Genomic DNA, 25,605 nt, shown 5'->3' with positions numbered 1-25,605 from the left:
GAATTATGTATAAAGATCGTAGTCATGAAAGAAAGATAATGCGACTTACTGATATTGGTTTTACTAACGGGAGGCGTCTTTACATTGATACTAAATAGTTTAAAAATAGAAAACTTTCGTAACTTTCTTGAAGTTGAGGTGAATTTATCTAATCAAAACGTTATTTTTGGAATGAATGATATGGGTAAAACAAATCTAATGTATGCACTAAGATATTTATTAGATAGGGATATGAGGAAAAATGGATTTAGAGAAAGCGATTTTTATAAATCTCAGATAGGAAAAACAATTAGGATAACATTAGGTGTTGATTTGTCAGATCGAGGCAACAGTAATGATTCTAAGCACATTATCTCAAAAGTTGGTGGAGCTAGGTCGAGCGATGAATTAGATAATTTCTTTTTTCAAGTAGAGGCTACTTATGATAAAAGTGAAGAATTAGGAATTCCCAAATTATATTGGGGAAATAAAATTGATGAACTTGAAGAAATAGCATATGATGGATCATTTAGTCCATTAGATAAGTTGTTCAAAATTGTTTATATTGATCCAACTATAGATTTAACAATGACTTTTTCTAAAAATAGAAAAAAATTATTCGATCAAACAAAACTTGACGAACATGATATTAGCATATCCAAAGAAATCAAAGATTTAGGTGTTCAACTTAATTCTAAAATTAGTAGTATGAATATAATTCAATCTTTCCAAACATTAATAACAGAGGAATATAAGAAACTCAAAGAAGAAAACATAAACATAGAAATGAAATCTGAGTTATCTATTAATGGATATTTTTCTAATTTAATCCCTTATATTAAGAGAGACAACGATGATAATATCTATCCTACCGCAGGAGACGGTAGAAAGAAAATTTTAGCTTATTCATTGCTTAATCACTTAATTAAGGCTCAAGAAGGGAATAGAATTATTATATTCTTAATTGAGGAGCCTGAGAATAGTTTACATCGATCAATGCAAATTGCTTTGTCTAAACAGCTTTTTAGTTCTGAGGTATACCAATATTTCTTTTTATCTACACATTCTTCTGAATTGTTATATGAAATGGACAATGCCTCTCTTATCAGGATTTATTCCAAAGAAACCACTGATTGTGAATCGTACATTTATCGAGTTGATGATGAATACAAGAATGTTAAGAAAGAACTTAACAGATCATTATCTACGGCGTTGTTTGCAGAAAAGGTGCTTTTGGTAGAAGGACCCTCAGAAAAAGTATTGTTTGAGAAAATACTAGAAGAAGTTCATCCCACATATGAACTCGACGGAGGCTATATATTAGATGTTAGTGGAATAAAGTTCAAACCATACCTAAAAGTGTTGAAAAAACTTAGTATTGATGTTGTTGTGAAAACAGATAATGATTTGAAGGCAAAAAAAGGACAGCCAAAAGTGTTTGATTTAATTGGAATTCAAAGGTGCATAAATCTTCTGCATATTGATTCGGATGATACTGATATAGAAGCTTTAGATGCAGTAGAGATTGATTATTTTCATAAAGGAAAAAAAACTTTTACAGAATCAGTTAAAATAAAAAAAATAAAAGACAAAAAAATAGAGTTATACAATCTATATTCTGCTCAGATAAAAGTTTTAAAAGAGAACCAGATTTATTTATCTAAACTAGATTTAGAGCATGATTTATTTGAAGTTATTGGTGAAAGAATGAAGCAACTACTGGGTTCAAATCCAGTGAAGTACCTGCAAGATCATAAACTAATCAATATGATAGAGTTGACTAACGATCTTACTAAAGATGATTGCTTGAAAATAATTACACACCCGTTGTTTGAATCATTGAGAAAGCTGGTGAAACATGAACTTAATAGATCAAACGGCTAGAGAAGATATATTGAAAAATGAGGGGAATATCTTGGTATCTGCCAGTGCAGGTTCTGGAAAGACTACAATAATGGTAAAGAAAATGGTAATTGAACTTGATAAAATAACCGACCATCGGACTATTGCGGCTATAACTTTTACAGTAAAGGCAACAAATGAAATCAAAAAAAAAGCGTCTAAACTAATAAAAAAACAATTTTTTGTAATGACAAATGATTCATTTATTGAAAATGAAATTATTCGTCCCTTCATTACAGATGCTTTTGGGATAGCTTATGCAGGGGATTATACTGTGGAATATGAACAAGAATATAAATTTAATGAATTTCCTAAAGGTTTAGAACAACTAAGACAGAAAAAAGTGTTAGGAAGCTATAATAATAATAAACGGAATTTTAACTTTGAAGTAGCACTTAAAATAATCGAAAAATCTCAGGCTGCTCAAGAATATATTAAATCAAAATATGCTGTTATTTTTGTAGATGAGTATCAAGATTCTGATTCAGATATGCATCGTTTATTTATGTATTTAAAAAATCAATTGGGACTTAAACTATTTATTGTTGGTGATCCCAAGCAAGCAATTTATTTATGGAGAGGCGCAATGAGTAACATTTTTGAACAAGTAGTCAGTGAAGATTTTAATTCGTTTGAACTTATTACGAATTTTCGATGTCATAAAGAAATTGAAAATTATGCCAACGTTTTTCATAACAATAAATATTATGAATATCTATCCCATGATGTTCAAAATGTGATATTTAAGGAGTATAATTCTTATTCAACTCCCACTGAATTTAGAAATTTTTTTGGTTTTGCAGTAGAGTTCAATAGTTTAATTAAGAAGAAATTAATCGATCTTGATAAAGAGGTTACAATAATATCAAATTTCAATAATGATGCTAGAATAATTGCGGAATTGTTAAACAATGAAGGTTATGAGTTTGTTTTTATTCCAAAAACCCCTATAGATGAGGGAATTCCAAATGGTCACCTTTTAAAAGGGTTAGCACTATATAGTAAAAATGCTGTATATACGATTTATGATTTCATAGAATACACAGGTATTGACGAAAGAGCTCAAACCAGATTTGAAGTGGAAAAAATTATTAATGAACTCAGGAAAGTTGAAGAATTATCATATGAGCAGATTACTGATATATTGACTCGATTAGCTGAATACCTTGGGATTTCGATTAGTAAAGAGGAAACTACAAAGTTTTATGAAAGTGTATCGGATAGCAGATATGAAATGGCTTTTCAACTTAATGAAAAAAGATATAAGGTTATGACTGTTTTTTCTTCAAAAGGATTGGAATTCGATCAAGTAATTAGTTTCTCAAGGTATTATCAAATATATGATAATGAGCACATTCATAATCATTATGTGTGCATAACTAGAGCAAAAGAAAAGTTTGTGATGCTTTTGGATAACGCAAATTATCTTAATTATTTTAAAAAGGTTTTAGAAGAGACAGATATTAAAGATTTAAGGTATGTAGTCAACTATGTAATTTAGTCTATGGTCCAAGTATGATTTAAAGAAAATGTAAATATTGAATTTTTTAGGTAGAAACTAAGGCACTTGTTGTCCTTTCCACTGACTGAACACATTCAGAGTGATGAATGTTGCTAGTGAGTGAGGGAGTGGTACTTGAGCTACATCTACCTAATTACTCATATTAATCAGGCATCTATGGTTTCTATTTCTAAGAAATAGATGTCTTTATTATTTTTAAGTTGGAATTATTTAACGAAAATTAGGAAATGTTTCGTTTGAACTCGAATTAAAATTTGAGCTATACATTAATGTAGAGCCGCAGTTGATCTTTTGTAGAGGGGGTATTGGTTTGTATCAAAACGTTAGCATCAATTGGGATGTTTTTAATTATAAATTTTCAGGAAATACCCGAAACGCATTTGAACAATTGGCATATATTTTGTTTTGTCATGAATTTGAAAGACCCTTCGGTATTTTTAGATATTTTAATCAAACTGGTATTGAAACAGAAGTGATTCAAGTGGATAAAGATATTATTGGCTTTCAAGCAAAATACTATGATGCCAATATTACTTTATCCAATAGAAAAGCTGACTTTATAACTGCGATAGATAAATCAAGACAGAGTTATCCTAATATTACGCGAATACTTTTCTATGTAAACAAGGAACTAGCTTCAAGTAAAAAGAAAGGACAGCATAGACCTCAGTATCAAATTGAAATCGAAAATCACGGGGAGCAATTTGGTATCAACATTGAGTGGCGAGTCAAAAGCAACTTCGAAGTAAGTCTTTTCAGCCCTGAAATGACCCATGTAAGGGATTTTTTCTTTAATCCAAATGAAGGTATAAAAGGATACCTAGATCAAATTCGATTGCACACTAAAACTATTGTAGGTAATATAATTTCCACAATTCAAAATAATGGTGCGTTGACTAAAATTGAACATGCTGATTTTGAAATAGATTCATTTATCGGAGATGAAAACAGTAAGTACCTAATAATTTTTGGAAAGGGTGGCTCGGGAAAATCTGGATTAATAAAAGACAGTTATACTAATGTGCCAAATGAAATTCCGTATTTTGTGTTTAAAGCTACAGATTTTGAAGCGGCAAATATTTCAGAATTCTCGAGGAAATTTGGAGACTATACTTTTGAAGACTTTCTCAGCATGTTTAACAATGACGACAAAAAAATATTTGTAATTGACTCAGTAGAGAAAGTTTTTACAATGAACAACAAGGATGTTTTAAAAGATATTATATGGTTGCTTGTGAGCCACGGGTGGAAGATCATTTTTACTATTAGAACGGTCTATAAAGATAATCTTATTAATTACGTTCTACGCTTATCAGAGTATCAAGAATACGAAGTAAAAGACATTACAATCAGGCAATTGGAAGCCATCTGCAGTCAACATACTCTTCGAATGCCTACTGATGAAAAATTAAAAACGCTGTTATGTAATCTATTCTATTTGCAGATATATATTAATTCCAAGCATTCTCAAGATACACTTGATGAAACAATTGAAGATTTTAAAGAACGGATATGGAATGAAAAAATCAAGAATATTGTGAATGCAAAAAACAACATTCATTTAAGACGTGAAGCTGCTATTTGTAAAATGGTCACCGTTAATGCGAATAATGGAACGTCTTATTATATTATTTCGAAAGACGATGACCATGAAGCGATTAGTGCACTTGAAAATGATGAGATCATAGTATTTGATAGTATCTTTGAAGGATATTATTTAGCTCATGATGTTTATGAGGAATGGGTTTTAAAACGTGTTATCCAGAGTGCTTTTGACAAAAATCACAGACTATTAGGCTTCTTTTGTAGTATTGGAAACAGCTTGATAATGAGAAAAATGTTTCGGTTATGGATACATGACCAAATTGACATGGATGCTGTGCGGCTATCTACTTTTTTAAACGATGCATTAGATAACGATAGTTTGGATTCAATCTGGAAGGATGAGATATTGATCTCGTTAATGAACGATGAAAGACCACTAAATTCCCTGTATTTAGTGGAAAGCATGTTCAAAACCAATCAGTTTTCTTTGTTAATGCGCGCAGTTTTCCTACTAAATACAGCATGTAAAGTTATAGATGTACAGTTTTTAAATACGTTACTTACGCAAGAGGAGCAAAAAACTTTTAATGTTTATAGATATACAAAACCATCGGGAACAGGTTGGGCTTTTTTATTTAAATATATTTATGATAACTTTGATCGTATCTCTTGGAATGCGAAAAACATTATGACCGTAACAGATTCTTTATCAACATGGGTAAGTAATCATAAAACTGGTATTGAAACAAAACATGTCGGCCTTGTTGCATTGAATTTTTACAATACAATAAAGTCATCTGACCATCTAGACTATACTCTTCGAGATAGAAAACTGAAGTCTATCATAAGTGTTATACTTGGAAGTGCCTTGGAACTCCACGTTGAGTTAACACATATTCTTCAGGAAGTCATAGAAAATCAAGAAATTGATCATCAATCAAATTATTATGACTTGATTACACAATTATTGTCAGGTGTTTTAGATAGTTACTCGTTATGCGAAGCGAATCCAGATATAGTTATAAGGCTGGCGAAATGCTTTTGGAAGAGAAACGATAAGAAATCTGAATTCCCACGGTATTATCACCGTGATAGTATAGAGGACGCTTTTGATGTGAATTCCGAAACGGAACATGATTTTTATCCTACCAGTGCCCACCACACCCCAATATTTCAGCTGCTAAGGGTGTCACCTCAAAAAGCTATCGAATTTGTAATAGATTTTTTCAATCATGTTACGGAGAGTTATTCTAATTCGTTTCTTGAAAAAGAGTACAATGAATGCAGTACTATTTACATCAAACTGCCTAATGGGACAGTGGTTGAGCAGACCGCAAGTAGGAGGCTTTGGCTTATGCATCGAGGTACATCTGTGGCTCCTAAATTACTTGAGTGTATGCTTATGGCGTTAGAGAGATGGCTTCTGTTTTTTGTGAAACAAATGGACAGAAATCAAGCTCAAGTTGTATGTTACGAATTATTGTCAAAATCACAATCAGCCGCGATAACCGCCGTTGTAGTCAGTGCAGTAATAGCATATCCCGAAAAATTATTTAAGATTGCTTGCATATTACTTCAAACCAAAGAAGTATTTGATTTCGATATTGAAAGATTCGTACAAGAAAATCATGCAAACTTCTGCCGAGGACTAGTACCATCTAATAAATTATATGACGATGAGAGGATCGCTTCAAATAATTTAGATTTTAGAAAGAAAAAGTTTGAAGACATCATATTGGAATACCAATTTCAAGGGCACGGTCTTTCTGAAGCGGAATTTTCAGAAAGAGTAAAGACCCTTTATCAAAAAATCGATGATGCATTTTCTGATATACCTACTGAATATACTTCTTCTCGTTTTGTGCTGCATCGGATTGATCTAAGAAGAATGAACTTAGATACGGATGCAGCTATCGAGAAGAATGGCCAAATGTACATTCCTATGGTTCCTGATTTGCCAGATGATCTTAAGAAGCTAAGTAAGAGTACAAAAGAACAATCGGATATTTTATATAAGCATACCCCCTTAGTAATTTGGGCAAAAGCAAGATTTGAGAACGACGTTCAAAGTTACAAGAAATATAGTACATTTGAGGAGCAGCCCTTGATGGCGCTTGAAGAAATGAATGAGATTTTATCTGAAGAAAATACATCGGATTATAATTATCTCACCAGAAGCGCTCCCATATATGTATCTGCTGTATTGATTAGAGACTTTCCTGATGTTCTTACAGTAGATCAACGAAATAATTGTGAACAACTATTAACTTTGTACTTAAAAGTAACAATACAGCAACAACGGATGTATCAAATTGGTGATGGATCTGAAGCGGCCATTGCATCGCTACCCACAATAATTAATAGTTATACAAAATCAGCTCAGGGGATACTTGATGAACCAGCAGTTATTTTTCTCGCTCTTCTTCTGGATGAGGGGTATCTGAACAAAGCAGCCATAAAAAGCTTCTCATCTAATGCATGGGAAATCTGTCCTTCTAATGCGGAGCAACTATTTGTGGCGTATATTAGACTAAAACCGGAATATGATTCAAATGTGCTTGTCTACAATGGTACCTCAACAATCAATTTTTTTAAGAAGAAGAGGAAAGTAATCAAAGGCATCATAAACTCTTCGCCAAGCATTAATGAACTCGATTTTTCTAAATTAAATGAAAATGTAATGCTTAGCGCATGTATGATGTTGTCCCCTTCAAAGGAGGCAACATATACTGTTATTAAACAGGTAGGGCCATTAACATGGCAATATCTTTTTAAAGAGGATCATGTAAGAGAGCGTAAAGTACAACGAAACTATGAACTGGATAGCGCTTATATAGACTGGTTGGCAAGTTTTTTTATTAATTTACATGATACTTATATTCGTCAGCGGTTGATCGAAGACTTTATCCCGTATATAACATCATCTGATTACATCGAACAACTCTTTCGTCGATTAGTATTTTTACAAGACAACCTTGAGCGGGACGAAGTTTTTTGGGATATATGGGGTAGGCTATATGAACCGCTAGTAAAATTATGCGAAAAACAAATGGAGTATAACAAAAGTATTACTCGAGAACGTTATTATACTGGTCGTGGTTTGGATGAAATTATTACTACGTATGCTCTCGCATTTCCTTGGTGGAGTGAAAATATAAAATCCTGGCATACATTGCAATCGAATAATGCACGGTTTTTTCAGCAACTGGCAACAGATATCGGATATAACCCAATTGTCCTCTACGCTGTTTCAAGAGTACTCAATACGATTGGATACAGTTATGTCGAGGAAGGGCTGGAATGGTTGTATACAATCATAAAAAATAATACTCATTTGAAGCAAATAGTTCTGCAAGTAAATACCGAATATTATATCGAAGAGTTTATCCGGAGATATATCTTACAATATGAAACTGATATAAAAAAGTATCCTGCTGTAAGAGAAAAAGTCATATGTATCCTTAGTTTTCTTGTTGATAGAGGATCAACAAGTGGATTTATGTTGAGAGAAGGTATGGCGTAAGCTATTTACTTGTCATAGTAGAATAAAAAATAACAATAAACAGGCTCCCAAGAGAGCCTGTTTATTGTTATTTTATCGATAATCTTTTAACCAAGTTTTTAGATCAATGAAATCTTTTAAAGATAATTCATACTTTAACGGTGAAGCAAAGTCAATGGCATCTTTAGAAAAGTAAGATGTTGTAACTAGCATTGCAGCAGTTGCTCTTTCTGCCATTTTTACCCCGTAGATACCTCTAACAAGTTCAACACCAACTTTATTAGTGCTACTATATCTTTTGCATTCGATTACCAGCAGTTGTGGTCCAAACATTCCATGTTGTACTGCATAAATATCCTTACCCCCATCTCTTGTTCTTGGTGTTAGTGATACAGAAAACCCTTTTTTATGAAATATTTCGGCAACAATTTCCTCAAACTTTCTAGGATCAATGTCTCTAATCAATTCAGGAAATCGAGCCAAGTATTTTATTAATTGAGAGTTAACATCGATAACTTCCAAATTGATATGGTTATTATATAGTTTATTTTCAGGATCTATGTATATGGAACTTTTTTTAATAGGGATATATTTTGTGTATCCCTGGGCTTTGTCCTTGTTTGTGTAAGGATATGTAACACTTCCACGCGGTTCCTTTTTTCCAATCGCCTGAGTTTCATTAAAATTCATATGATCTTCACAAAGATAGGGACAAGTAAAATCTTGTTCCATGAATTCTCTATTTATCGGAGGTGCATAGTAGTCATATAAGTATACTTCAAATTCTGCTGGATTCGTACAGCCTTTTACAGCACATTTAGTAGCAAATACTGTGTCAGCATTTCGTTGAAAAGCCTGGGGGCAATCACTAGAATGTGTTTCATCTTTATGTGTTCTAAAAAAAGCTTGCACAGTTGTAGTGCTTGAAACAAAACTACTGATATAAACCAATCTACAACCACAATCTGGGGTGGAACAATATAAATGATTTTTGTATTCTGGCTTATAATCTAATATAGTAATTATCTTATTTACATTTCGTCCTTTTAAAAGAGCTACTTTCAAAAGAATACCTCCATAGATAGTGAATTTAAGGGGAATCGATATTTATTATCAAAAACAAGTACCTTATGTGAGATAAGTCCATTTCTATCAAAGTAGTCAGTTCAAGACTGAATAAAGCAAAGTTTAATATTAAATAGAACATCCAAGTAATTTTAATAACATCAATAAACGGGTGTTGTTCAAAACTAATGTACAGATATGAATTCTTCTTATATGTAAGGTAGAGGTGTGATTAGCTCATTATACCGACAAAGTTATCCAAAGAAAAGAGATGATGCCCCATGACAATTCACAAAACACCCAATAGATTAGCCAAGTAAAAGTCCCCATACTTACTCCAACACGCCCACAACCCAGTAGACTTGTTCCCTTGGTCCGAAGAAGCTTTTGAAATCGCCAAGCGCGACAACAAGCCTGTCTTCTTATCCATTGAATATAGCTAGTTATTGACCCACACGTACCTGTCATTGATGAGATGTTCGTGAAGATCATTTATTTTGATGTTTTTGAGACGGGTTGCATGAGTTTCTTTAGTTTGGAAAAAAGAGATTATTAATGATCCATAAATTTCCGTATTATACTATAATAAGGATACGGTTCAAAAGGCTATATCAAGTATATGAAATTCATATGTTCAAACCTATTCTGTAATTTTATGAGCTTTGCGAATGTAGGGTTAGAGGAAACTACTGAAGAGATTTATAATGAGAGAGGTGTCAATAATGTTCGTAAATAATATTACTGTTCCCTCATATGGTGGGAAAGAGTTAAATCAAAAATATATAAGCAATAATAATTCTTCATTAGCAGTCTTCTTTCCTGGTCAAAATTACTCCTGTGAAAAACCTTTATTGTATTATGTTATGAAATCAGCAATTACATCTAATTATGATGTGTTATTGCTTGAGTATGGTTACCAAGCTGCTAGGTTAGATTTTAGCCCAGAAGATGTAAAAACAATTATTAATGAAAGTTACAATTCAATGTCTGGGATAATGAATAATTACGAAAAAATAGTTTTTGTGAGCAAGAGTTTGGGAACATACATAGCTGCAAAGGTTGCAACACAAATTGAAGAAAATAAAATAAAGCATATATTCTTAACTCCAATGAAATCATCGATTCCTATGATTAAAGACTCATCGGGAATAGTAATATGGGGGACGGCAGACAAGATTATCGATGAGCAAGATGTTATTCAACTTGAGAAATCCCAAACAGTATTATTACATAAAGTCGATGAAGCAAACCATGCATTAGAGGTTTCTAACGTTGTTGATTCCTTAGAGATCATGAAATCAATTGTAAAAATTACTGATCATTGTTTTAGAAGTAATTAAGGACAATTAGAAAGTAGTTCTACATAAAATGGTCTAACAATATATTCACGTTTTATGCCATTCTGCCCTCAATCCGTCCGATAAATTACGAAGAGTCATTTCAGGTTGACACAACTACGAGGAAAAGTGACGAAGCCACCCGGGGGACTTCGCCACCTTAATCTTCTCGTCGTCATGGATACAACAACGTTTTCTAAAACCCAGCAAGAACCATATCATAAACCAATAAGGGACATTTGAGGGGGTAAAACTGTGAGCATAATAATTATTAAGATTCTTGGGATTCTGGCACTGGCAGCTATTCCGACATATTACTACATTACCAATCGAACTTGGAAAAAAACATCTATAAGATATTAAGGACATTAAGGACATTAAGGCATAAAAGACGATAATAAAGACATTTAGATAATAAAGCATATCTTCGCTTACTCAAGGAAGTGCCAGGCGTCAGATAACAATATGTTCACGCATCGGGACATTTGCCCCACAGGGTGTATTTTGCAATGGAATAATACAGGTGGAGACACCTGCAGGACTAACTGCGCAAACGCAGCCGGTACCAGTCGATCATTTTTGATCGATTGGTGAATGCCTTAAGTTCTTTGGCGTCATGAACACAGAAACGTTATCTGATATACGACAAGAGCAAAATGAAACTTACGTTTTGAAGGAATTTCAACGAAGGTCGTACTTCAGATAACGCAGTATTCACGCTGCGTAGCCATTCGGCTCCTTGGTCCGCCCGAGGATTTTCGAGGAGCTGGATCAGGCGGACAACCCTGCGAACCTAATCGCGCAGCGGGCGGCACTACGTGCCTTAAGGGTCTCGGGGTCGGAAACACACAAACGTTATACGAAATGATCGAAGGATGAGAATGAGGTGATTAGATGGAGGAAGATCGAAAGTATCTCCTCGCGGCTTTCGAAGAAGCTGAAAGATCTATGAAAGAAGGAACTTATCCAATTGGAGCAGTATTAGTAAATTCGTTAGGTGAGATTGTTAGTAAGGGAAGAAACAAGGTCTTTTCTGAATGCGATACAACTGCACATGCTGAAGTTGAAGTGATAAGAAGAGCATCGGTATTAATGCTGGATATTGATAACAAGAAATATAAGAAGAGAGATTTGACATTATATACAACGTGTGAGCCGTGTCTAATGTGTAGTGGTGCAATATTGCTATCTTTCTCAATAAAGAGAGTGGTTTGGGCAGCAAATGATATATCAATGGGAGCGATGAGAAAATTAAAAAAAGAACCATTATTTATCGATAGATTTTCAGATATATCCATTGAAGCTGCACCAATACAAGAATTAGAAGATCGTCAGAGAAAGATGATGGCTGAGTTTTTCTCGAATCGAGGCAGGATAAGAACTGAATGGCATGATGGTTGATTTCAAGGAAGTTAGTAACATTGTATAACAATGCATTAACGCGTCGGATCTGACGACCCTCGGTCCCGGAGTAAGAAGCGAGGAGGTAATTGCCGAGACCCATCTGAGAGCCTAAGAGCAGTCGCTCTAAGGCTCTCGACATCGTGAATGCAAGCGCATTATCGGAAATCAGTACAAAACCATTGTAATGACTAAAGCCAAAGAACACCATATTGAAACAATTAAAACTAATGTGTAGTAATGTTCAATAATTACTCCTATATATGGGTAGGAAATTATTGCTTATTTTTAGGATATGAAGGGAGTAAAAGACAATGAATGATAAACTTTTACAGGTTAAACAATTACTCAGTAAATATAATCAAGAGCATGTGTTAGATTTTCTTAATGGTCTCAATAATTCTGATAAGGACAATTTGATTGAACAAATACTTAGAATTGATTTTGATCAACTTTATTCAGTTCTTGATGAGACCGGGCAGTGTGAGTTTAACCATAATTCTGTTCAACCTCTTGATTATCAAAGACTAGATGACCTTACAAATGAACAAAGGGAGATGTACACAAATGAGGGCTGGAGATTAATCCGAAATGGTAAAGTGGGTGTTATTGTTGTTGCAGGAGGACAAGGTGCCAGATTAGGGCATGATGGACCTAAAGGCTCATTGGATATAGGCTTGCCTTCAGGTAAGTCATTATTTCAATTACAAGCAGAGCGATTACTAAATCTCTCAAATAGAGCTGGCAAGAACATTCCTTGGTATATTATGACTAGCCCTGATAACTATAACGCAACTGTTATGTTCTTTCAGAAGCACGATTTTTTTGGATACCCAGAAGAAGATTGCATATTCTTTCAACAAAAAACTATGCCCGCATTAAATCAAGAACGAAAGTTGCTTTTTTCTGAGCCTTCACAAATTAACTTAGTGCCTAGTGGAAATGGCGAATGTTTTTATTCCCTTTATGAATCAGGGGCCTTTGCGGATATAAAACACAGGGGGATAACTTGGCTGTTTTATTATAACGTTGATAATGCACTTATTAAAGTAGCTGATCCTTTGTTCATAGGTTATTCTGCCATACATAATAATCCAATAGCTATAAAAGTCACTGAAAAGTGTAACGTCGAAGAAAAGGTTGGGGTTCTGTGTTCGAGTAATGGACGTCCATCCGTTTTAGAATATAATGAAATTCCAGAATCATTATTAGAAAAAAGGGATAGTCAAAGTAAATTGTTATTAAATCTCGCTAACATTTCCATACACATGTTTAGATATGATTTCATAGAAAATTTTATCCATTACCAAATCCCATACCATATTGCCCTAAAGAAGATAACTTATGTGGATTCTAAAGGTTGTGTTATAAACCCAAGTGAGCCAAATGCATACAAATTAGAAAGATTCATTTTTGACTATTTCCCTTTGGCAGAACAAGTGACAGTTCTAATGGTGGAACGTGAAGAGGAATTTGCTCCAGTAAAAAATAGAGAAGGTCAGGATAGTCCCTTTACTGCAAGAAACCAAATATTAAATCTCCATAAAAAATGGATCGAGAATTGTGGCGCCAAAATTCTGGAGTCGGGAGAAAATCGATTAATTGAAGTTTCCCCTTTGATATCATATTCTGGGGAAGGACTGCACGATAATATAGAAAAAATAACAACTGAGATAGAAGAGAATTATGATTGAGAACGCTTGTACGTACATGTAAAAAAAGGTAAAATATAACTACAATTGAATCTTGGGTGGGCATGGTTTCCCTTCGAAAGGAGGTGAAGCCATGGAAGTGAAGGATGCATTAACGATAATGTTCCTATTCGGATCATTTATTCTTGCTCTTTTAACTTACATTAATCATAATAACAAGAGAAAGTAATAAACCCACCCTAGATTAGAAGACGAAGGTGGGTTTGGTTTTCCTGAATGACTCGAAGGGAAAAGACCATCCAAGCCAATTGTACTGACCAAGTGTTCGAGCACTTGGTCTTTATTAAATATATAATAACACATGAAAAAACATGTATCAAAACAATATTGAAATAACGATTAAAGACTGTGAGATATTCAGGGGGTAGCTACATCATTTAACAACATTCCTGCGCTTCTTATCTGACGCATCTTGGTCTGCTTGAGGGTTTTTAATGAAGTGGGTTTGTAGATACAAGAACGTTTTGTGAATTCGCTAAGAAAGGATACTAAAACTTGACTAGACAAACTTTTGACGTGCAAGCAGTCTTTATTGACAGGGATGGAACAATTGGTGGAACTTGTCATTTTATCCATCCAAAAGATTTTAAGTTGTTTCCAAATGCTCAAGAAGCTATAAATCTTCTCAAGAGAGTCGGACTCAAAGTTTTTGCTATTAGCAATCAGTATAGAATTTCACGTGGTGAAGCAACAATTGAAGAGTTTACAGAACAATTCACTAAATTCGGATTTGATCAAGCATATATATGTCCGCATGAACAAGAATGTAATTGTAGAAAACCGAAATCCGGAATGTTAATAGAAGCGTCAGAACAACATCATTTAGATTTGACGAGATGTATAGTTATTGGAGATGTAGGCGATACCGATATGCTTGTTGCACATGCGGTAGGAGCACAAAAGATAATTGTAAGAACAGGCTGGGGAGAAGCGTCATTAACAAAGTATAGAAAAAATTGGATACAAACAAGACCTGATTATATAGCAGAAGATATTTTGGATGCAGTAAATTGGATATTAAAGAATAAGATTAATTTGTAAGATGAAGATGGAGGTAGGATGATGTTATGCAATGGATTAAATTTATGTATAAGCAATTCTTGAGAGAACCATTGTGGTTTAAACTACTTATTTCAGTAACTTTGCTTATTTCGATTATTTTTAGCAGTTCGTTCTTTTCAAACGGGTATTATCAATCAATTGCTAAATTAGCTGCAGCTATTTTCTTTTGTACATTTGGAATAAAAATGAGGAAAAATATTAAAATTTCTGCTATCTTCTTTATTCTGGCCGTAATATGTATATATCTTTCTTGGAATAGCTTTAACCTAATTCTTAATTAGTGATCAGAAATGGAGAAGACAACAGGAATAAAAGACGTGATGATTTATAGTGTTCCAGGAAGAGGGGGATTTATGGCTTATATTGAAGATACCATTTATACGCTCATCGTAACTAAGCTTCGGGACGCAGGTTGTGTTTTCGCTGAAGATGAGGCTCGGTTGCTCATTTCTACGGCACAGACTCAGGAGGACCTCGTCGCTATGGTAAATCGGCGAATTGCAGGTTTCCCACTTGAGCACATCATCGGTTGGACAGAGTTCTGTGGTCTGCGGATTGCGGTGGACTCTGGTGTCTTTGTACCTCGCCCCCGCACAGAGTTTCTTGTTCGTCAAGCTATTGCCCTTGCACGCACAGGAGCCGTAGTGGTGGACCTCTGTTGCGGCTCTGGTGCATTGGGTGCTGCACTGGCTGCAGCACTAGAGCGGATCGAGTTACACGCCGTTGACATCGATCCCGTCGCAGTAAGATGTACTCGTAGCAACATTACTGCCATAGGTGGTCACGTCTATGAAGGTGACCTCTTCGGGCCACTGCCTGCCACATTGCGGGGTTGCGTCGATATTCTGGTCGCAAATGTACCTTACGTGCCTACCGAATCGATCAGGTTGCTTCCATCGGAGGCCCGCATACATGAGGCCCGGGTGGCGCTCGATGGAGGCGAAGACGGGCTTACCGTTATGCGACGAGTGGCAGCCGAGGCGGTACTCTGGCTGGTTCCAGGCGGTCATCTGTTGGTTGAGACGAGTGATCAGCAGGTGCCTTTAACCGTCGATATCTTCGCTCGTGAAGGGCTGACCCCGCATGTGGCCAGATATGACGAACTGGACGCTACCGTCGTCATCGGTACCAGACCCTAGCATGTTCTGGCTTCACAGATATAGATTCCATAAAAAGGAAAAATGCCATTCCATGTCGAATTTAGTGCTTGGGGTGGTATTCTATGTTAAAAGATCTGATACTGGATATTATTGATATTTTATTTCCGCTTTTGCTCTACCAATTTATTTGTATTACGAACAAAACCTTCTACGTTAAGGACAAATTTCGGCAAACGCTGCTGGGATTAACTTGCGGGACGGCAATTGTTTTATCCATGCTCTTGCCGACTATGATTACCAATGACTTTGACAGTGATCTTAGAAGCATTCCATTAATCATCTCTGCTTTATATGGAGGTTATAAGGGGGGAATCATCTCTCTTGTATTTTTGCTAGTATGCCGTTTTTTTATTGGTATGGATGGATTTTTTATAAGCTTCATCAGTTCAATTGTTATCTTCGCTGCTGCTTCTCTTATGGCTAATCGGTTTAAAAGAAGACCCCCGAAAACTCGATTTATCATTTGCATACTTTTAACGTTGTCAGCATTTATCATATCATGGTGTACATCCTTTTTTACTCATCAGACGGACGAGTTTTATTCCGTAGCTATTTCTTTTCAGATTTGTCTATTACATTTGATTTCGATGTGCATGTCTGTTTTGTTGATGGAAGTAACCATTAAAGCAATTTCGATGCAAGAACAAATCATTCGGAGTGAAAAGTTAAATATAACCAGCCAATTAGCTGCTTCTGTAGCGCATGAAATTCGTTCCCCGCTCACTTCAATTAAAGGTTTTATACAGCTCTTATTAAGCAATGCGGAAGGGAAGGGGAAGCAATATCTGGAGATATCCATGGTTGAACTAAACCGTATGGAATATATCATTCATAATTTCCTCAATTATTCCAAACCCCAAATCGAAACGATTGAAGTATTCTCGATAGCCGAACTATTAAATCAAGTTAAAGAATCTGCAGATCCATTTGCTCAATCGAAGAATGTGGACTTGCATGTGGACGCTGAAGACAACCTATGGATTCAAGCAGAACAGTTGAAAATAAAACAAGCAATGATGAATATCGTGAAGAACGCAATTGAAGCTTCAACGGACAAAGGGCAAGTTTCGATAAAAGCCTATCGTCAATTGAATAAAGTTTGTATAAACATTCATGACAACGGGGTAGGAATGACGTCTGAACAACTCGCGATATTAGGTACCCCTTTTTACTCTACAAAAACGAATGGCACAGGACTCGGTCTTATGGTCGCGTTTAGGATTATCCAAGCCATCAATGGGACATTAGAGTTCCAGAGCATCGAGGGTAAGGGCACTACTGCACTTGTGATTCTTCCTGCGGTTGACGAATATAGGAGGGTGGATTAAGAAGTCTACTCCTATGTTGAGATGGATTGTCAAGGTAATAATCTTAAACTCATGTTCAAAAAGACATGGGTTTTTTCTTTTTGTTGCAAAGTATGCAATGCTTGACTCTCCCCTTAACTGTAAAGTTATACTCGTTAAAGACAAAGAGAATGTTTCTGTAAACATAGGTATCGCGTTTGGCTCAGCACTTGGGGGATTTGTCACGACGAATAAGGAAATAATCGATGTTGCCTGGTTCGGAGGGATCGTGGCGATCACCGCATCTTTGCTGACCTTTATCAGCTACAGTTTAGATCGAAAAAGCCGGTTACTGTCAAGACCGGTGAAATAATATTTCAACAATTCCGAAAATTATTGACAATTTCATTTAGGTCAGCTATATAATAAGGGTATGAACTTAGAATTCAGTCATGAGTTCGTTCAAAACGATTAACAGGGGGAATATAGGATGAGAAATAAGAAAGGTTCGATCGCAGTTCTGGCTTTGTCTACTGCAATGCTTGTAAGCGCTTGCAGTAGTGGTGATGCATCCAACTCTGCGTCTAATGAAAAAGTAACATTGACACTTACAAGCTGGCGTGCAGATCAAATCGAGACAGACGTGTATAAGAAGTTGTTTGCTGAGTTCCAAAAAACGAATCCAAACATTGAATTTGAGTATAAGCCTGTAAAAGCGACAGAATACAATACAACGCTTGCAACTGCACTCAAGACGGATTCCGCAGCGGATATCATCATGCTTCGCCCTTACGGTGGTGCCAAAACGATGGCTGACGCAGGCTATTTGGAACCGCTTGACGGCCTAAAAGGATTGGATCAGTACAGTGCAGATCAACTCAAGGTCGCACAGGGTACAGACAACAAACAATACGGTGTGCCGTACGTATTAAGTACAACATCGGTTATGTACAATAAGAAAATTTTTAAAGCGAATAATTTGGAAGAGCCTAAGACATGGGATGAGTTCACCAAGCTCGCAGAAACGCTGAAGCAAAAAAATATTACGCCATTTGCATTCGGCTCCAAAGATGCATGGATATTGTCCTTAACTCAGGGTGCATTAGGACCTGCTTTCTACGGCCAGGATTTCGCGGAGAAGTTCCCGAAAGGCGAAGCCAAACTAAACGACCCGAATTATCTCAAATCAATTGAAATGATGACAACGCTTACACCTTACTTCCCGGCAAATTATGAAGGTATTGGCATGGATGAAATGCGCACGATGTTCGCATCTGAAGTAGCAGCGATGATGGTAATGGGGCAATGGGAGTTTGCATCACTTAAACAGATGAATCCGGACCTCGATATGGACGTATTCCCAATTCCATCGGCAACAGGCGGCAAGTCAACGGTTACGACATGGGTTGACGGCTCATGGGGAATTAATGCCAAGTCCAAGAACAAGGAAGCAGCTAAGAAATGGCTGGAATTCATATCCACCAAGGATTTTGCAACGATTGTCGCTAGCGATCTGAAACTGACGCCAGCGCTTCCAGGTGTTGAAACAACAGATCCGCTCGCAAATAAAATTATCCAGTTATCCGCAAGCAACCCAACGCCATATATTGCTCTTATGTATATGGGTGCAGGCTCGCCAACTGGTAAATCAACACTTGAGAACGCACTGCAAGGTATGTTCCTGAAAAAGCTGACTCCAGCGCAAGTTATTGAAGAAACACAGAAGGTTCTGGATACAAACGCAAAGAAATAAAGATTTGATGACTTAAGATTCTGCATGAAGCGAGGTGTATTTCTCTGTGTGGAAAAATCGGATTATCCATCTATTTCCTCTTCCGGCTTTGATTTTCTACTCTTTGTTTATGGTGTACCCGATTTTTGCCGCTTTCACTTACAGTCTATTTGACTGGAAGGGCATGGTAATGGGGGAATTCAATAGCTTTGCCAACTTCACTGCACTCTTTACGACAGATCCTTACAGAGAAATGTTCTGGAATGCAATCACAAACAACGTAATTTATTTCGTTGTCGAAATGGTAGTGCAGAATGGGATTGCCTTTGTTCTCGCTTATATCGTCTACAAGAAGATTAAGGGAGCGCAATTCTTCAAAATCGCCTACTTTTTGCCAAGATTGCTATCGGTTATTGTAGTCGGGTTCCTATGGAAACTGATTCTAACGCCGAACACAGGGGTTCTGTATGCATTACTCAAAGGCATCGGTTTGGAAAGCTGGGCAATGCCTTGGCTAGGCTCAACGAGCACTGCGCTTATTACGGTTATTCTGGTCAATTGCTGGTTTGCGATCGGGTTTATCATGCTCATCTTCTTAGCGGGTCTTCAATCCATTTCACATGAAGTTGTTGAAGCAGCTACAATAGACGGAGCGACTGGCTTCCGCAAAATTCGGTCGGTCATTTTACCGATGATGTTTCAACAAATCGTTATTGTCGTCGTATTGACCTTCATCCAATCTTTCGAGGCATTCGAGCTGGTGTACGCGATGCAAGGATCAGGCGGTGAACCGTACCATTCTACCGATTTACTTGCGGTATTCTTCTATCGGACCGCATTTGGCAGCAGCAGCGGAGAGTCTGGGGCACTCGGCGTAGGCTCAGCATTGGCAGTGGTGATGTTCTTCATTATTGCTTCCATTTCCGCGATTTTTATGTCCTATGTGAACCGAAACGCCACGGAGCATTAGAAGGGGGGACGAGACATATGAGAGAGAGTTCAATCAAACGCATCATCATTTATGTAATCGCCTGCCTATATGCAATCGTGTGTATATTTCCGATTCTGATGATGCTGCTTTCATCGCTGAAGCCAAATATCGAAATCTTCAAAAATCCACTAGGACTATCGAATAAACTAAGTTTTGTTTCGTATGAGAAGCTGTTCGTCAATTTAAACTATGCTTCCTATATTAAAAATAGCGTATTTGTTAGTGTGTCGGCGGTGGCGCTCGTTGTCATTTGCGCGGTTCTGGTATCCTATTACATTGCACGATTCAATTTCAAGTGGAATGGCGCATTGTTCTTTTACTTCTTAATAGGAATGATGCTCCCCTTAAAGCTTGGTCTTGTTCCATTGTTCATGCTGATGAAGGACTTGAATCTAATCAACAATCTAGGGTCGGTTATCTTCGTCACTGTTGCGTCAGGTTTACCATTCGCTGTGCTTCTCCTAACGGGTTTCTTCCGAACGTTGCCCAAAGAGCTTGAAGAAGCTGCGCGAATTGATGGGGCTTCAAATTCGATGCTCCTCGTCAGGGTAATCGTTCCCCTAATGAAGCCAGCGATTAGTACAGTGGCAATTGTCAATTTTATTGGTGCATGGAATGACTTCTTTTTCCCACTTATCTTTATCCATGACACGGCAAAGAAAACAATCCCGATTGGTATGCTGCAGTTGTTCAGCGAATTCACGACGGATTGGAGTGTTCTGTTCGCTGGCTTGACCTTATCGGCTCTGCCGATGATCATTATTTTCTTTTTTGCATCCAAGCAGTTTATGGATGGGCTCACCGCAGGCGCGGTGAAATAAATCGAGCAGCCGCTTATTAACAAAGAATCCTATTCAATCGAATAGGATTCTTTGTTTTGAGATATGGATGATAGTATGCTCGGGTTTAAAGTGTCTTAAATTTGGCAAGTGACTCTTGCAGTTTTAATGCCATATGGCTTAATTCCTCTGCGGAAGCTGAGATTTCTTCCATGGAGATTAGCTGCTTCTGCGAACCATCGGAGATGTCTTGGGCATAACCGTGAGTAGCTTGTGTCATATTGACAATTTCGCTCATGGATGCTGTTACTTCTTCTGTACCAGCGGACATCTCTTCTGATGCAGCCGAAACTTCCTGGATTTGATCAGAAATTTCTTGGAAAGTCATCGTAACTTGATTGAATATTTGACCAGCTTTATTGATAAGCTCTGAACCATTCTCAACATCTTGAACACCTTTGCTCATCGCTTGAACTGCTCGCGATGTGTAAGACTGGACTTCCTGAATTAACTTCGTAATATCCGCTGCGGATGTAGAGGATTGTTCAGCAAGCTTCTTCACTTCGTTTGCGACAACCGCAAATCCACGACCTTGATCGCCAGCACGCGCTGCTTCGATCGAGGCGTTGAGTGATAGAAGTCCAGTCTGATTGGTAATTCCTGTAATGATAGTAACGATTTCACCGATTTTTTGCGAATAAGACTCAAGTGCTTGCAGATCTTGTGCGGATTTTGCGACGGATTCATTGATTGACTTCATCTGGTCAACTGCTTGGTTGATCGCAACACGGCCTTGCTGAACTTCATGTATTGAGGTTTGCGCTGCTTCCGTTACAAACGCCGAGGATTCTGCAATCCTTTGTACACCAGACGCCATTTCTCCCATCGCAATAGATGTCTGTTTGGCTCCTTGCAGTTGGCCTTCTCCAGCTGTGACTACTTCTTGATTCGATTGTGAAATATGCTTCGAAATACTTACCGATTCGACAGCCGCAGCGGTTAGCTCCTCGGAAGAGGCGCTTAGTTGTTCCGCAGCAAGATTAACTTTTCCGATGATTTCGGTGAAAGAATTAAGCATCTGATTCATGTTATCAGCAAGCTGACCAAGTTCGTCCTTGCGATTAACGGCAAGCCGAGGTGTCAAATCACCAGTTGCAAGCTTTTTCACTGTATCCGATATGTTTATGATTGGTTTTGTTGTTTTTGTAGAGAAATAGAGTGCAATCGCGGCTACTACAATCGTTGTAATCAATCCGATCAACAACGAGGCTGTTTCTATTGTTTTTAATGAGCCATACACTTCATCGTTGACCATGCTTGTGATCAAATGCCAGCCTGTTGATGGAATCAGATTATAGCTGATTTCTCTTGTGATATGATCTTGGCCAGTAAATTCAAACATGCCTTGCTCATCTTTCAGAACCGTTTCTTGAAACTTAGCTATTTCTTCTGGGTCAAATACATCGGATATATTTTTGGCTATTTTATCCTCGTCAGGATGTGTCAATAGATTTCCATTGGAAGTCATCAAGTATCCGAATCCACTCTTACCAATTTGGATTGTTTTGGTGAATGAGGATAGATTGTCTGTATTTAACGAAATGAAAAGTCCGCCCATATAATTCTGCTTATCATCCAATATGGGTTCAAAAATAATGATAATATTATTGCCGGAACCTTTGCTGACCATTAAATCGCTGATTACCGTCTTTTTCGTTTGCTTGGCTTGTTTAATGTATTCACGGTCGGATACGTCAATCTTTTGGTCTGAAGCAGAGCCGGAAGAAATGGCCCAATCATCTTTAGTTACGTATACATAATCTTCAACTTCTCTATTACTTTGTAAAAATTGTATAAGCGAATGTTTAATTTCTTGTTCATTGCCACTCTTAATTACTTCATTCTTTGCGATAATATCTTTCAGCATCGTTATGTTGCGATCTACGGCGTAATCAATGGCTGTGACATTAGCTTCAACGATCCCTTTTACTTTAGAATGAACTTCATCTGTCAACACTTGCTTCATGTACATATTGAAGAAAACGTTTGTTATAACCTGTGGTATTAGTGCAATGACGAGAAAGATAACGATCATTTTGGTACGGTACGATTTCAGAGAAAATAGGTAAGACCATGATTTTGCTTGCGTTTGTTGCGAATTCATTAATTGCCCCCTTAGAATGTTTTTTTCGAGTGAGTGTGCCTCTGAGTTTCACTTAAATATCGTTTAGCGATAAAATTGTTGTACTTTAAAACGAGTAAAACATATCATATAAATATAGCTAATTCAATAAAATTCGTTAAATTTCGTCAAAATTCTGATCTTTCAGACATAAAGTCGTAAATAAATGTATTATCGCCCTTAAAGGTTTCTATTGATATGCGCAACTATTATTGAATTAACGGATTAAACCCATATATACTGTTGGTAATAAATGAGATTGGAGTGATTAGAATGCGGCAATTTAACAACATTCAAAAGGAGCATGTAATGAACGTAGAAAAGAGGATAATTTTATATGAAAATTATGAATATAGGGATTCTGGCGCATGTAGACGCTGGAAAGACAAGTCTGGCTGAACGTATTTTGTTTGATACGAATGTCATTGACGAGTTGGGAAGGGTAGACCAAGGAAATACGCAAATGGATGCCATGGAGTTGGAACGGAAAAGAGGAATCACGATCAAGGCATCAGTTGTTTCTTTTGAAATCGGTGATTTGAAGGTGAATTTGATCGACACGCCGGGTCATGCTGATTTTATCGCTGAAGTGGAGCGTTCTCTTAGTGTATTGGATGGCGTTATTTTGGTTGTCTCGGCTGTAGAAGGTGTTCAGGCGCAGACCAAAATATTGTTTTCCGTCTTGAAGAAAATGAGGATTCCCACGATCTTGTTTGTGAACAAAATTGACCGCATGGGTGCTCACGGTGATCTGATGGTTGATATCATTCGTGAAAAATTAACACCGGACGTGATCTCTTTGTGTGGAGTGGAACATGCAGGCATGAAGCAAGCGTCTGCCGTTGTAAACTATTTTGATTGGGATACGCATCCCGCTTTTCTGGACCAATCCATCGAACTTGTGGCAGCGTATGATGAGCAATTGCTGACATCTTATATTAACGGCGAGACGCTAATGGGTGAACAAATGGAAGCGGCATTCAGGTATCAAGTAAGACAAGGGAATGTGTATCCTGTCTATTTCGGTTCTGCCATGACGGGCGTAGGTGTTGCCAATTTGCTGACAGGTGTGGCTCATTGGTTTCCGGTGAATGATCAGCGAGAAGGGGAGCCGCTATCGGGGGTCGTGTTTAAGCTCGAAAAGGAAGCATCAGGTGAGAAAATTGCATATGTCAGACTATTCTCAGGTAGTCTAGGCTTGAGGGAACAAGTGAGAATCGAGCGGAAAAATAAGGATCACGAATCCGAATCGGATATTTGCAAAATTAAAAAGCTCCATGCCTTGATGAACGGGTGTTCCGTTCCTGCTGCCAAGATTGTTTCTGGGGATTTGGCTAAAGTATGGGGACTGGGGGACGTCCGGATCGGCGATGTCGTTGGCGAACAGTCAAGTTTCATCAAGCATTTTAGCTTCGCCGTTCCCCAGATGGAGACACGGATTGAAGCGGTAGATCCAAACAAAGCTCATTTGTTGTATCAGGCGCTTATCAGCATGTCAGAGGAAGATCCGTTAATTCAGGTGCTTAAAGATGATTTTCATCAAGATTTGTATATCCGTATTTTCGGGGAAGTGCAAAAAGAAGTGATTGAAGCCGCCTTGAAGGAAACTAAAGGGGTGGAAGTCCGGTTTTTGGAGACCCGAATTATCTGTCTGGAAAAGCCCGCTGGAATGGGGCAATCATTCGAGATCATCATGGAGGGAGACAATCCTTTTTATGCGACAATAGGGTTTCGAATCGAACCGGGTTCACCTGGAAGTGGGGTCATTTATCATATGGAAGTTGAATTGGGTTCATTACCGCTTCCCTTCCATAAAGCCATTGAAGATACGGTCCGCAATACGTTGCAGCAAGGTTTGTACGGTTGGGAGGTCTCCGATATCGTCGTGACATTGACCCATTCCGGATATTCCAGTCCCGTATCAACAGCAGGTGATTTCAGAAAGCTGGTTCCTCTTGTGTTAATGGATGCACTGATGCAGGCGGGTACTGAAGTGTATGAGCCGATTCACAGATTCGAACTGACGGTACCCGAAGCGATGATGAGCAAAGCGGTATACAAATTATCTGCCATTCAGGCGGTGGTACATGAAACGACTGTGCAGAACGGCATGTCATCTATTACGGGCATGATTCCCGTAGCCGTAACGGAGAACTTCAAAAAGAACTTGCATTCCCTCTCCCAAGGTGAAGGCTATATGATAGTAGAGCCGGCTGGATTCATCCGACTCAATGGCACCGTGCCGACGAGGGCGCGAAGCGATTACAATCCTTTAAACCGGAATGAATATTTGATGCATGTTTTGCGCGCTTATTAAGCCGTGAAGGATCATGGGATAGTAACGATAGGAACCCGATTGGAGCTTAATGCTCTGATCGGGTTCTTAGTTGTTGATTGGAACAGCATCTCATGTCAGCTTATGAAAGAGGGTAATTTGATTTTAAAAGA

The 25,605-nt window shown here is 37.4% G+C and carries 17 protein-coding genes and 1 pseudogene; 16 read left to right on the top strand and 2 right to left on the bottom strand.

Going from position 1 to position 25,605, the window contains the following annotated elements:
* Positions 1-84: 84 nt before the first annotated feature.
* The 3 genes from E0485_RS02100 (at position 85) to avs4 (ending at position 8,471) form a co-directional block, all read left to right on the top strand.
* On the top strand, positions 85-1,863 hold the full coding sequence (locus tag E0485_RS02100; RefSeq protein WP_132416044.1) for an ATP-dependent nuclease: 1,779 nt from the start codon (positions 85-87) through the stop codon (positions 1,861-1,863).
* Positions 1,838-3,382 carry a UvrD-helicase domain-containing protein gene (locus tag E0485_RS02095; protein ID WP_132416042.1) on the top strand — a complete coding sequence of 515 codons (1,545 nt, stop codon included), beginning with the start codon at positions 1,838-1,840 and terminating at the stop codon, positions 3,380-3,382. Before E0485_RS02100 ends, E0485_RS02095 begins: the two co-directional genes overlap by 26 nt.
* Positions 3,383-3,713: 331 nt before the next feature.
* The gene (gene avs4, locus E0485_RS02090; protein ID WP_132416040.1) at positions 3,714-8,471 is read left to right on the top strand and encodes an AVAST type 4 anti-phage nuclease Avs4; all 4,758 of its coding nucleotides are present in this window, start codon (positions 3,714-3,716) and stop codon (positions 8,469-8,471) included.
* A gap of 72 nt (positions 8,472-8,543) precedes the next feature.
* Here the strand turns inward: avs4 and E0485_RS02085 are convergent, their stop codons facing one another.
* Positions 8,544-9,515: a restriction endonuclease gene (locus E0485_RS02085; RefSeq protein WP_132416038.1), complete on the bottom strand. Its 972-nt coding sequence runs from the start codon at positions 9,513-9,515 to the stop codon at positions 8,544-8,546.
* A gap of 281 nt (positions 9,516-9,796) precedes the next feature.
* On the opposite strand from E0485_RS02085, the pseudogene E0485_RS02080 reads away from it, so the two are divergent.
* The 12 genes and pseudogenes from E0485_RS02080 to E0485_RS02030 form a co-directional block, all read left to right on the top strand.
* Positions 9,797-9,955 (top strand): annotated as a pseudogene (locus E0485_RS02080) (DUF255 domain-containing protein); the annotation flags it as partial.
* Positions 9,956-10,237: 282 nt separating this feature from the next.
* Entirely contained in the window at positions 10,238-10,855 is a 618-nt protein-coding gene (locus E0485_RS02075) for an alpha/beta hydrolase (RefSeq protein WP_132416036.1), read from the top strand.
* Positions 10,856-11,746: 891 nt separating this feature from the next.
* Positions 11,747-12,253 (top strand): nucleoside deaminase, encoded by a 507-nt coding sequence (locus tag E0485_RS02070; protein WP_132416034.1) that lies wholly within the window; start codon positions 11,747-11,749, stop codon positions 12,251-12,253.
* 314 nt (positions 12,254-12,567) lie between these two features.
* Positions 12,568-13,947 (top strand): UTP--glucose-1-phosphate uridylyltransferase, encoded by a 1,380-nt coding sequence (locus E0485_RS02065; RefSeq protein ID WP_132416032.1) that lies wholly within the window; start codon positions 12,568-12,570, stop codon positions 13,945-13,947.
* 91 nt (positions 13,948-14,038) lie between these two features.
* Positions 14,039-14,134, top strand: coding sequence for a competence inhibitor ComI (gene comI / locus E0485_RS25405; protein WP_235857352.1), 96 nt, complete (start codon positions 14,039-14,041; stop codon positions 14,132-14,134).
* 326 nt (positions 14,135-14,460) lie between these two features.
* Positions 14,461-15,006 carry an HAD-IIIA family hydrolase gene (locus E0485_RS02060; RefSeq protein WP_235857351.1) on the top strand — a complete coding sequence of 182 codons (546 nt, stop codon included), beginning with the start codon at positions 14,461-14,463 and terminating at the stop codon, positions 15,004-15,006.
* Positions 15,007-15,380: 374 nt separating this feature from the next.
* The gene (locus E0485_RS02055; protein ID WP_132416463.1) at positions 15,381-16,166 is read left to right on the top strand and encodes a putative protein N(5)-glutamine methyltransferase; all 786 of its coding nucleotides are present in this window, start codon (positions 15,381-15,383) and stop codon (positions 16,164-16,166) included.
* 83 nt (positions 16,167-16,249) lie between these two features.
* Positions 16,250-17,515 carry a sensor histidine kinase gene (locus E0485_RS02050; RefSeq protein WP_132416030.1) on the top strand — a complete coding sequence of 422 codons (1,266 nt, stop codon included), beginning with the start codon at positions 16,250-16,252 and terminating at the stop codon, positions 17,513-17,515.
* 13 nt (positions 17,516-17,528) lie between these two features.
* Positions 17,529-17,846 (top strand): hypothetical protein, encoded by a 318-nt coding sequence (locus E0485_RS25400; protein ID WP_235857349.1) that lies wholly within the window; start codon positions 17,529-17,531, stop codon positions 17,844-17,846.
* A 117-nt stretch (positions 17,847-17,963) separates the two neighbouring features.
* Positions 17,964-19,226: an ABC transporter substrate-binding protein gene (locus E0485_RS02040; protein ID WP_132416028.1), complete on the top strand. Its 1,263-nt coding sequence runs from the start codon at positions 17,964-17,966 to the stop codon at positions 19,224-19,226.
* A gap of 109 nt (positions 19,227-19,335) precedes the next feature.
* The gene (locus E0485_RS02035) at positions 19,336-20,175 is read left to right on the top strand and encodes a carbohydrate ABC transporter permease (RefSeq protein WP_132416461.1); all 840 of its coding nucleotides are present in this window, start codon (positions 19,336-19,338) and stop codon (positions 20,173-20,175) included.
* A gap of 17 nt (positions 20,176-20,192) precedes the next feature.
* A complete protein-coding gene (locus E0485_RS02030) occupies positions 20,193-21,017 on the top strand; it encodes a carbohydrate ABC transporter permease (RefSeq protein WP_132416026.1) in 825 nt (274 codons plus the stop codon).
* Positions 21,018-21,102: 85 nt separating this feature from the next.
* Here E0485_RS02030 and E0485_RS02025 read toward each other — a convergent pair whose 3' ends face one another.
* On the bottom strand, positions 21,103-23,139 hold the full coding sequence (locus E0485_RS02025; RefSeq protein WP_132416024.1) for a methyl-accepting chemotaxis protein: 2,037 nt from the start codon (positions 23,137-23,139) through the stop codon (positions 21,103-21,105).
* 355 nt (positions 23,140-23,494) lie between these two features.
* On the opposite strand from E0485_RS02025, the gene E0485_RS02015 reads away from it, so the two are divergent.
* Complete coding sequence (locus E0485_RS02015) at positions 23,495-25,474, top strand: elongation factor G (protein WP_132416020.1); 1,980 nt, start codon at positions 23,495-23,497, stop codon at positions 25,472-25,474.
* Positions 25,475-25,605: the final 131 nt, after the last annotated feature.

Source organism: Paenibacillus albiflavus (assembly GCF_004344915.1).
Classification (GTDB): domain Bacteria; phylum Bacillota; class Bacilli; order Paenibacillales; family NBRC-103111; genus Paenibacillus_AM; species Paenibacillus_AM albiflavus.
The sequence above is the reverse complement of the archived record's forward strand: the minus strand, read 5'-3'. Positions and strand labels throughout refer to the sequence as shown.

What these genes read in the sequence shown, in the direction of transcription:
- E0485_RS02095 (WP_132416042.1), top strand. Translation starts at nt 1,838, where the DNA reads ATGAACTTAATAGATCAAACGGCTAGAGAAGATATATTGAAAAATGAG.
- E0485_RS02075 (WP_132416036.1), top strand. Translation starts at nt 10,238, where the DNA reads ATGTTCGTAAATAATATTACTGTTCCCTCATATGGTGGGAAAGAGTTA.
- E0485_RS02070 (WP_132416034.1), top strand. Translation starts at nt 11,747, where the DNA reads ATGGAGGAAGATCGAAAGTATCTCCTCGCGGCTTTCGAAGAAGCTGAA.
- E0485_RS02065 (WP_132416032.1), top strand. Translation starts at nt 12,568, where the DNA reads ATGAATGATAAACTTTTACAGGTTAAACAATTACTCAGTAAATATAAT.
- comI (WP_235857352.1), top strand. Translation starts at nt 14,039, where the DNA reads ATGGAAGTGAAGGATGCATTAACGATAATGTTCCTATTCGGATCATTT.
- E0485_RS02055 (WP_132416463.1), top strand. Translation starts at nt 15,381, where the DNA reads ATGGCTTATATTGAAGATACCATTTATACGCTCATCGTAACTAAGCTT.
- E0485_RS02050 (WP_132416030.1), top strand. Translation starts at nt 16,250, where the DNA reads ATGTTAAAAGATCTGATACTGGATATTATTGATATTTTATTTCCGCTT.
- E0485_RS25400 (WP_235857349.1), top strand. Translation starts at nt 17,529, where the DNA reads ATGTTGAGATGGATTGTCAAGGTAATAATCTTAAACTCATGTTCAAAA.
- E0485_RS02040 (WP_132416028.1), top strand. Translation starts at nt 17,964, where the DNA reads ATGAGAAATAAGAAAGGTTCGATCGCAGTTCTGGCTTTGTCTACTGCA.
- E0485_RS02035 (WP_132416461.1), top strand. Translation starts at nt 19,336, where the DNA reads ATGGTGTACCCGATTTTTGCCGCTTTCACTTACAGTCTATTTGACTGG.
- E0485_RS02030 (WP_132416026.1), top strand. Translation starts at nt 20,193, where the DNA reads ATGAGAGAGAGTTCAATCAAACGCATCATCATTTATGTAATCGCCTGC.
- E0485_RS02025 (WP_132416024.1), bottom strand. Translation starts at nt 23,139, where the DNA reads ATGAATTCGCAACAAACGCAAGCAAAATCATGGTCTTACCTATTTTCT.
- E0485_RS02015 (WP_132416020.1), top strand. Translation starts at nt 23,495, where the DNA reads ATGAAAATTATGAATATAGGGATTCTGGCGCATGTAGACGCTGGAAAG.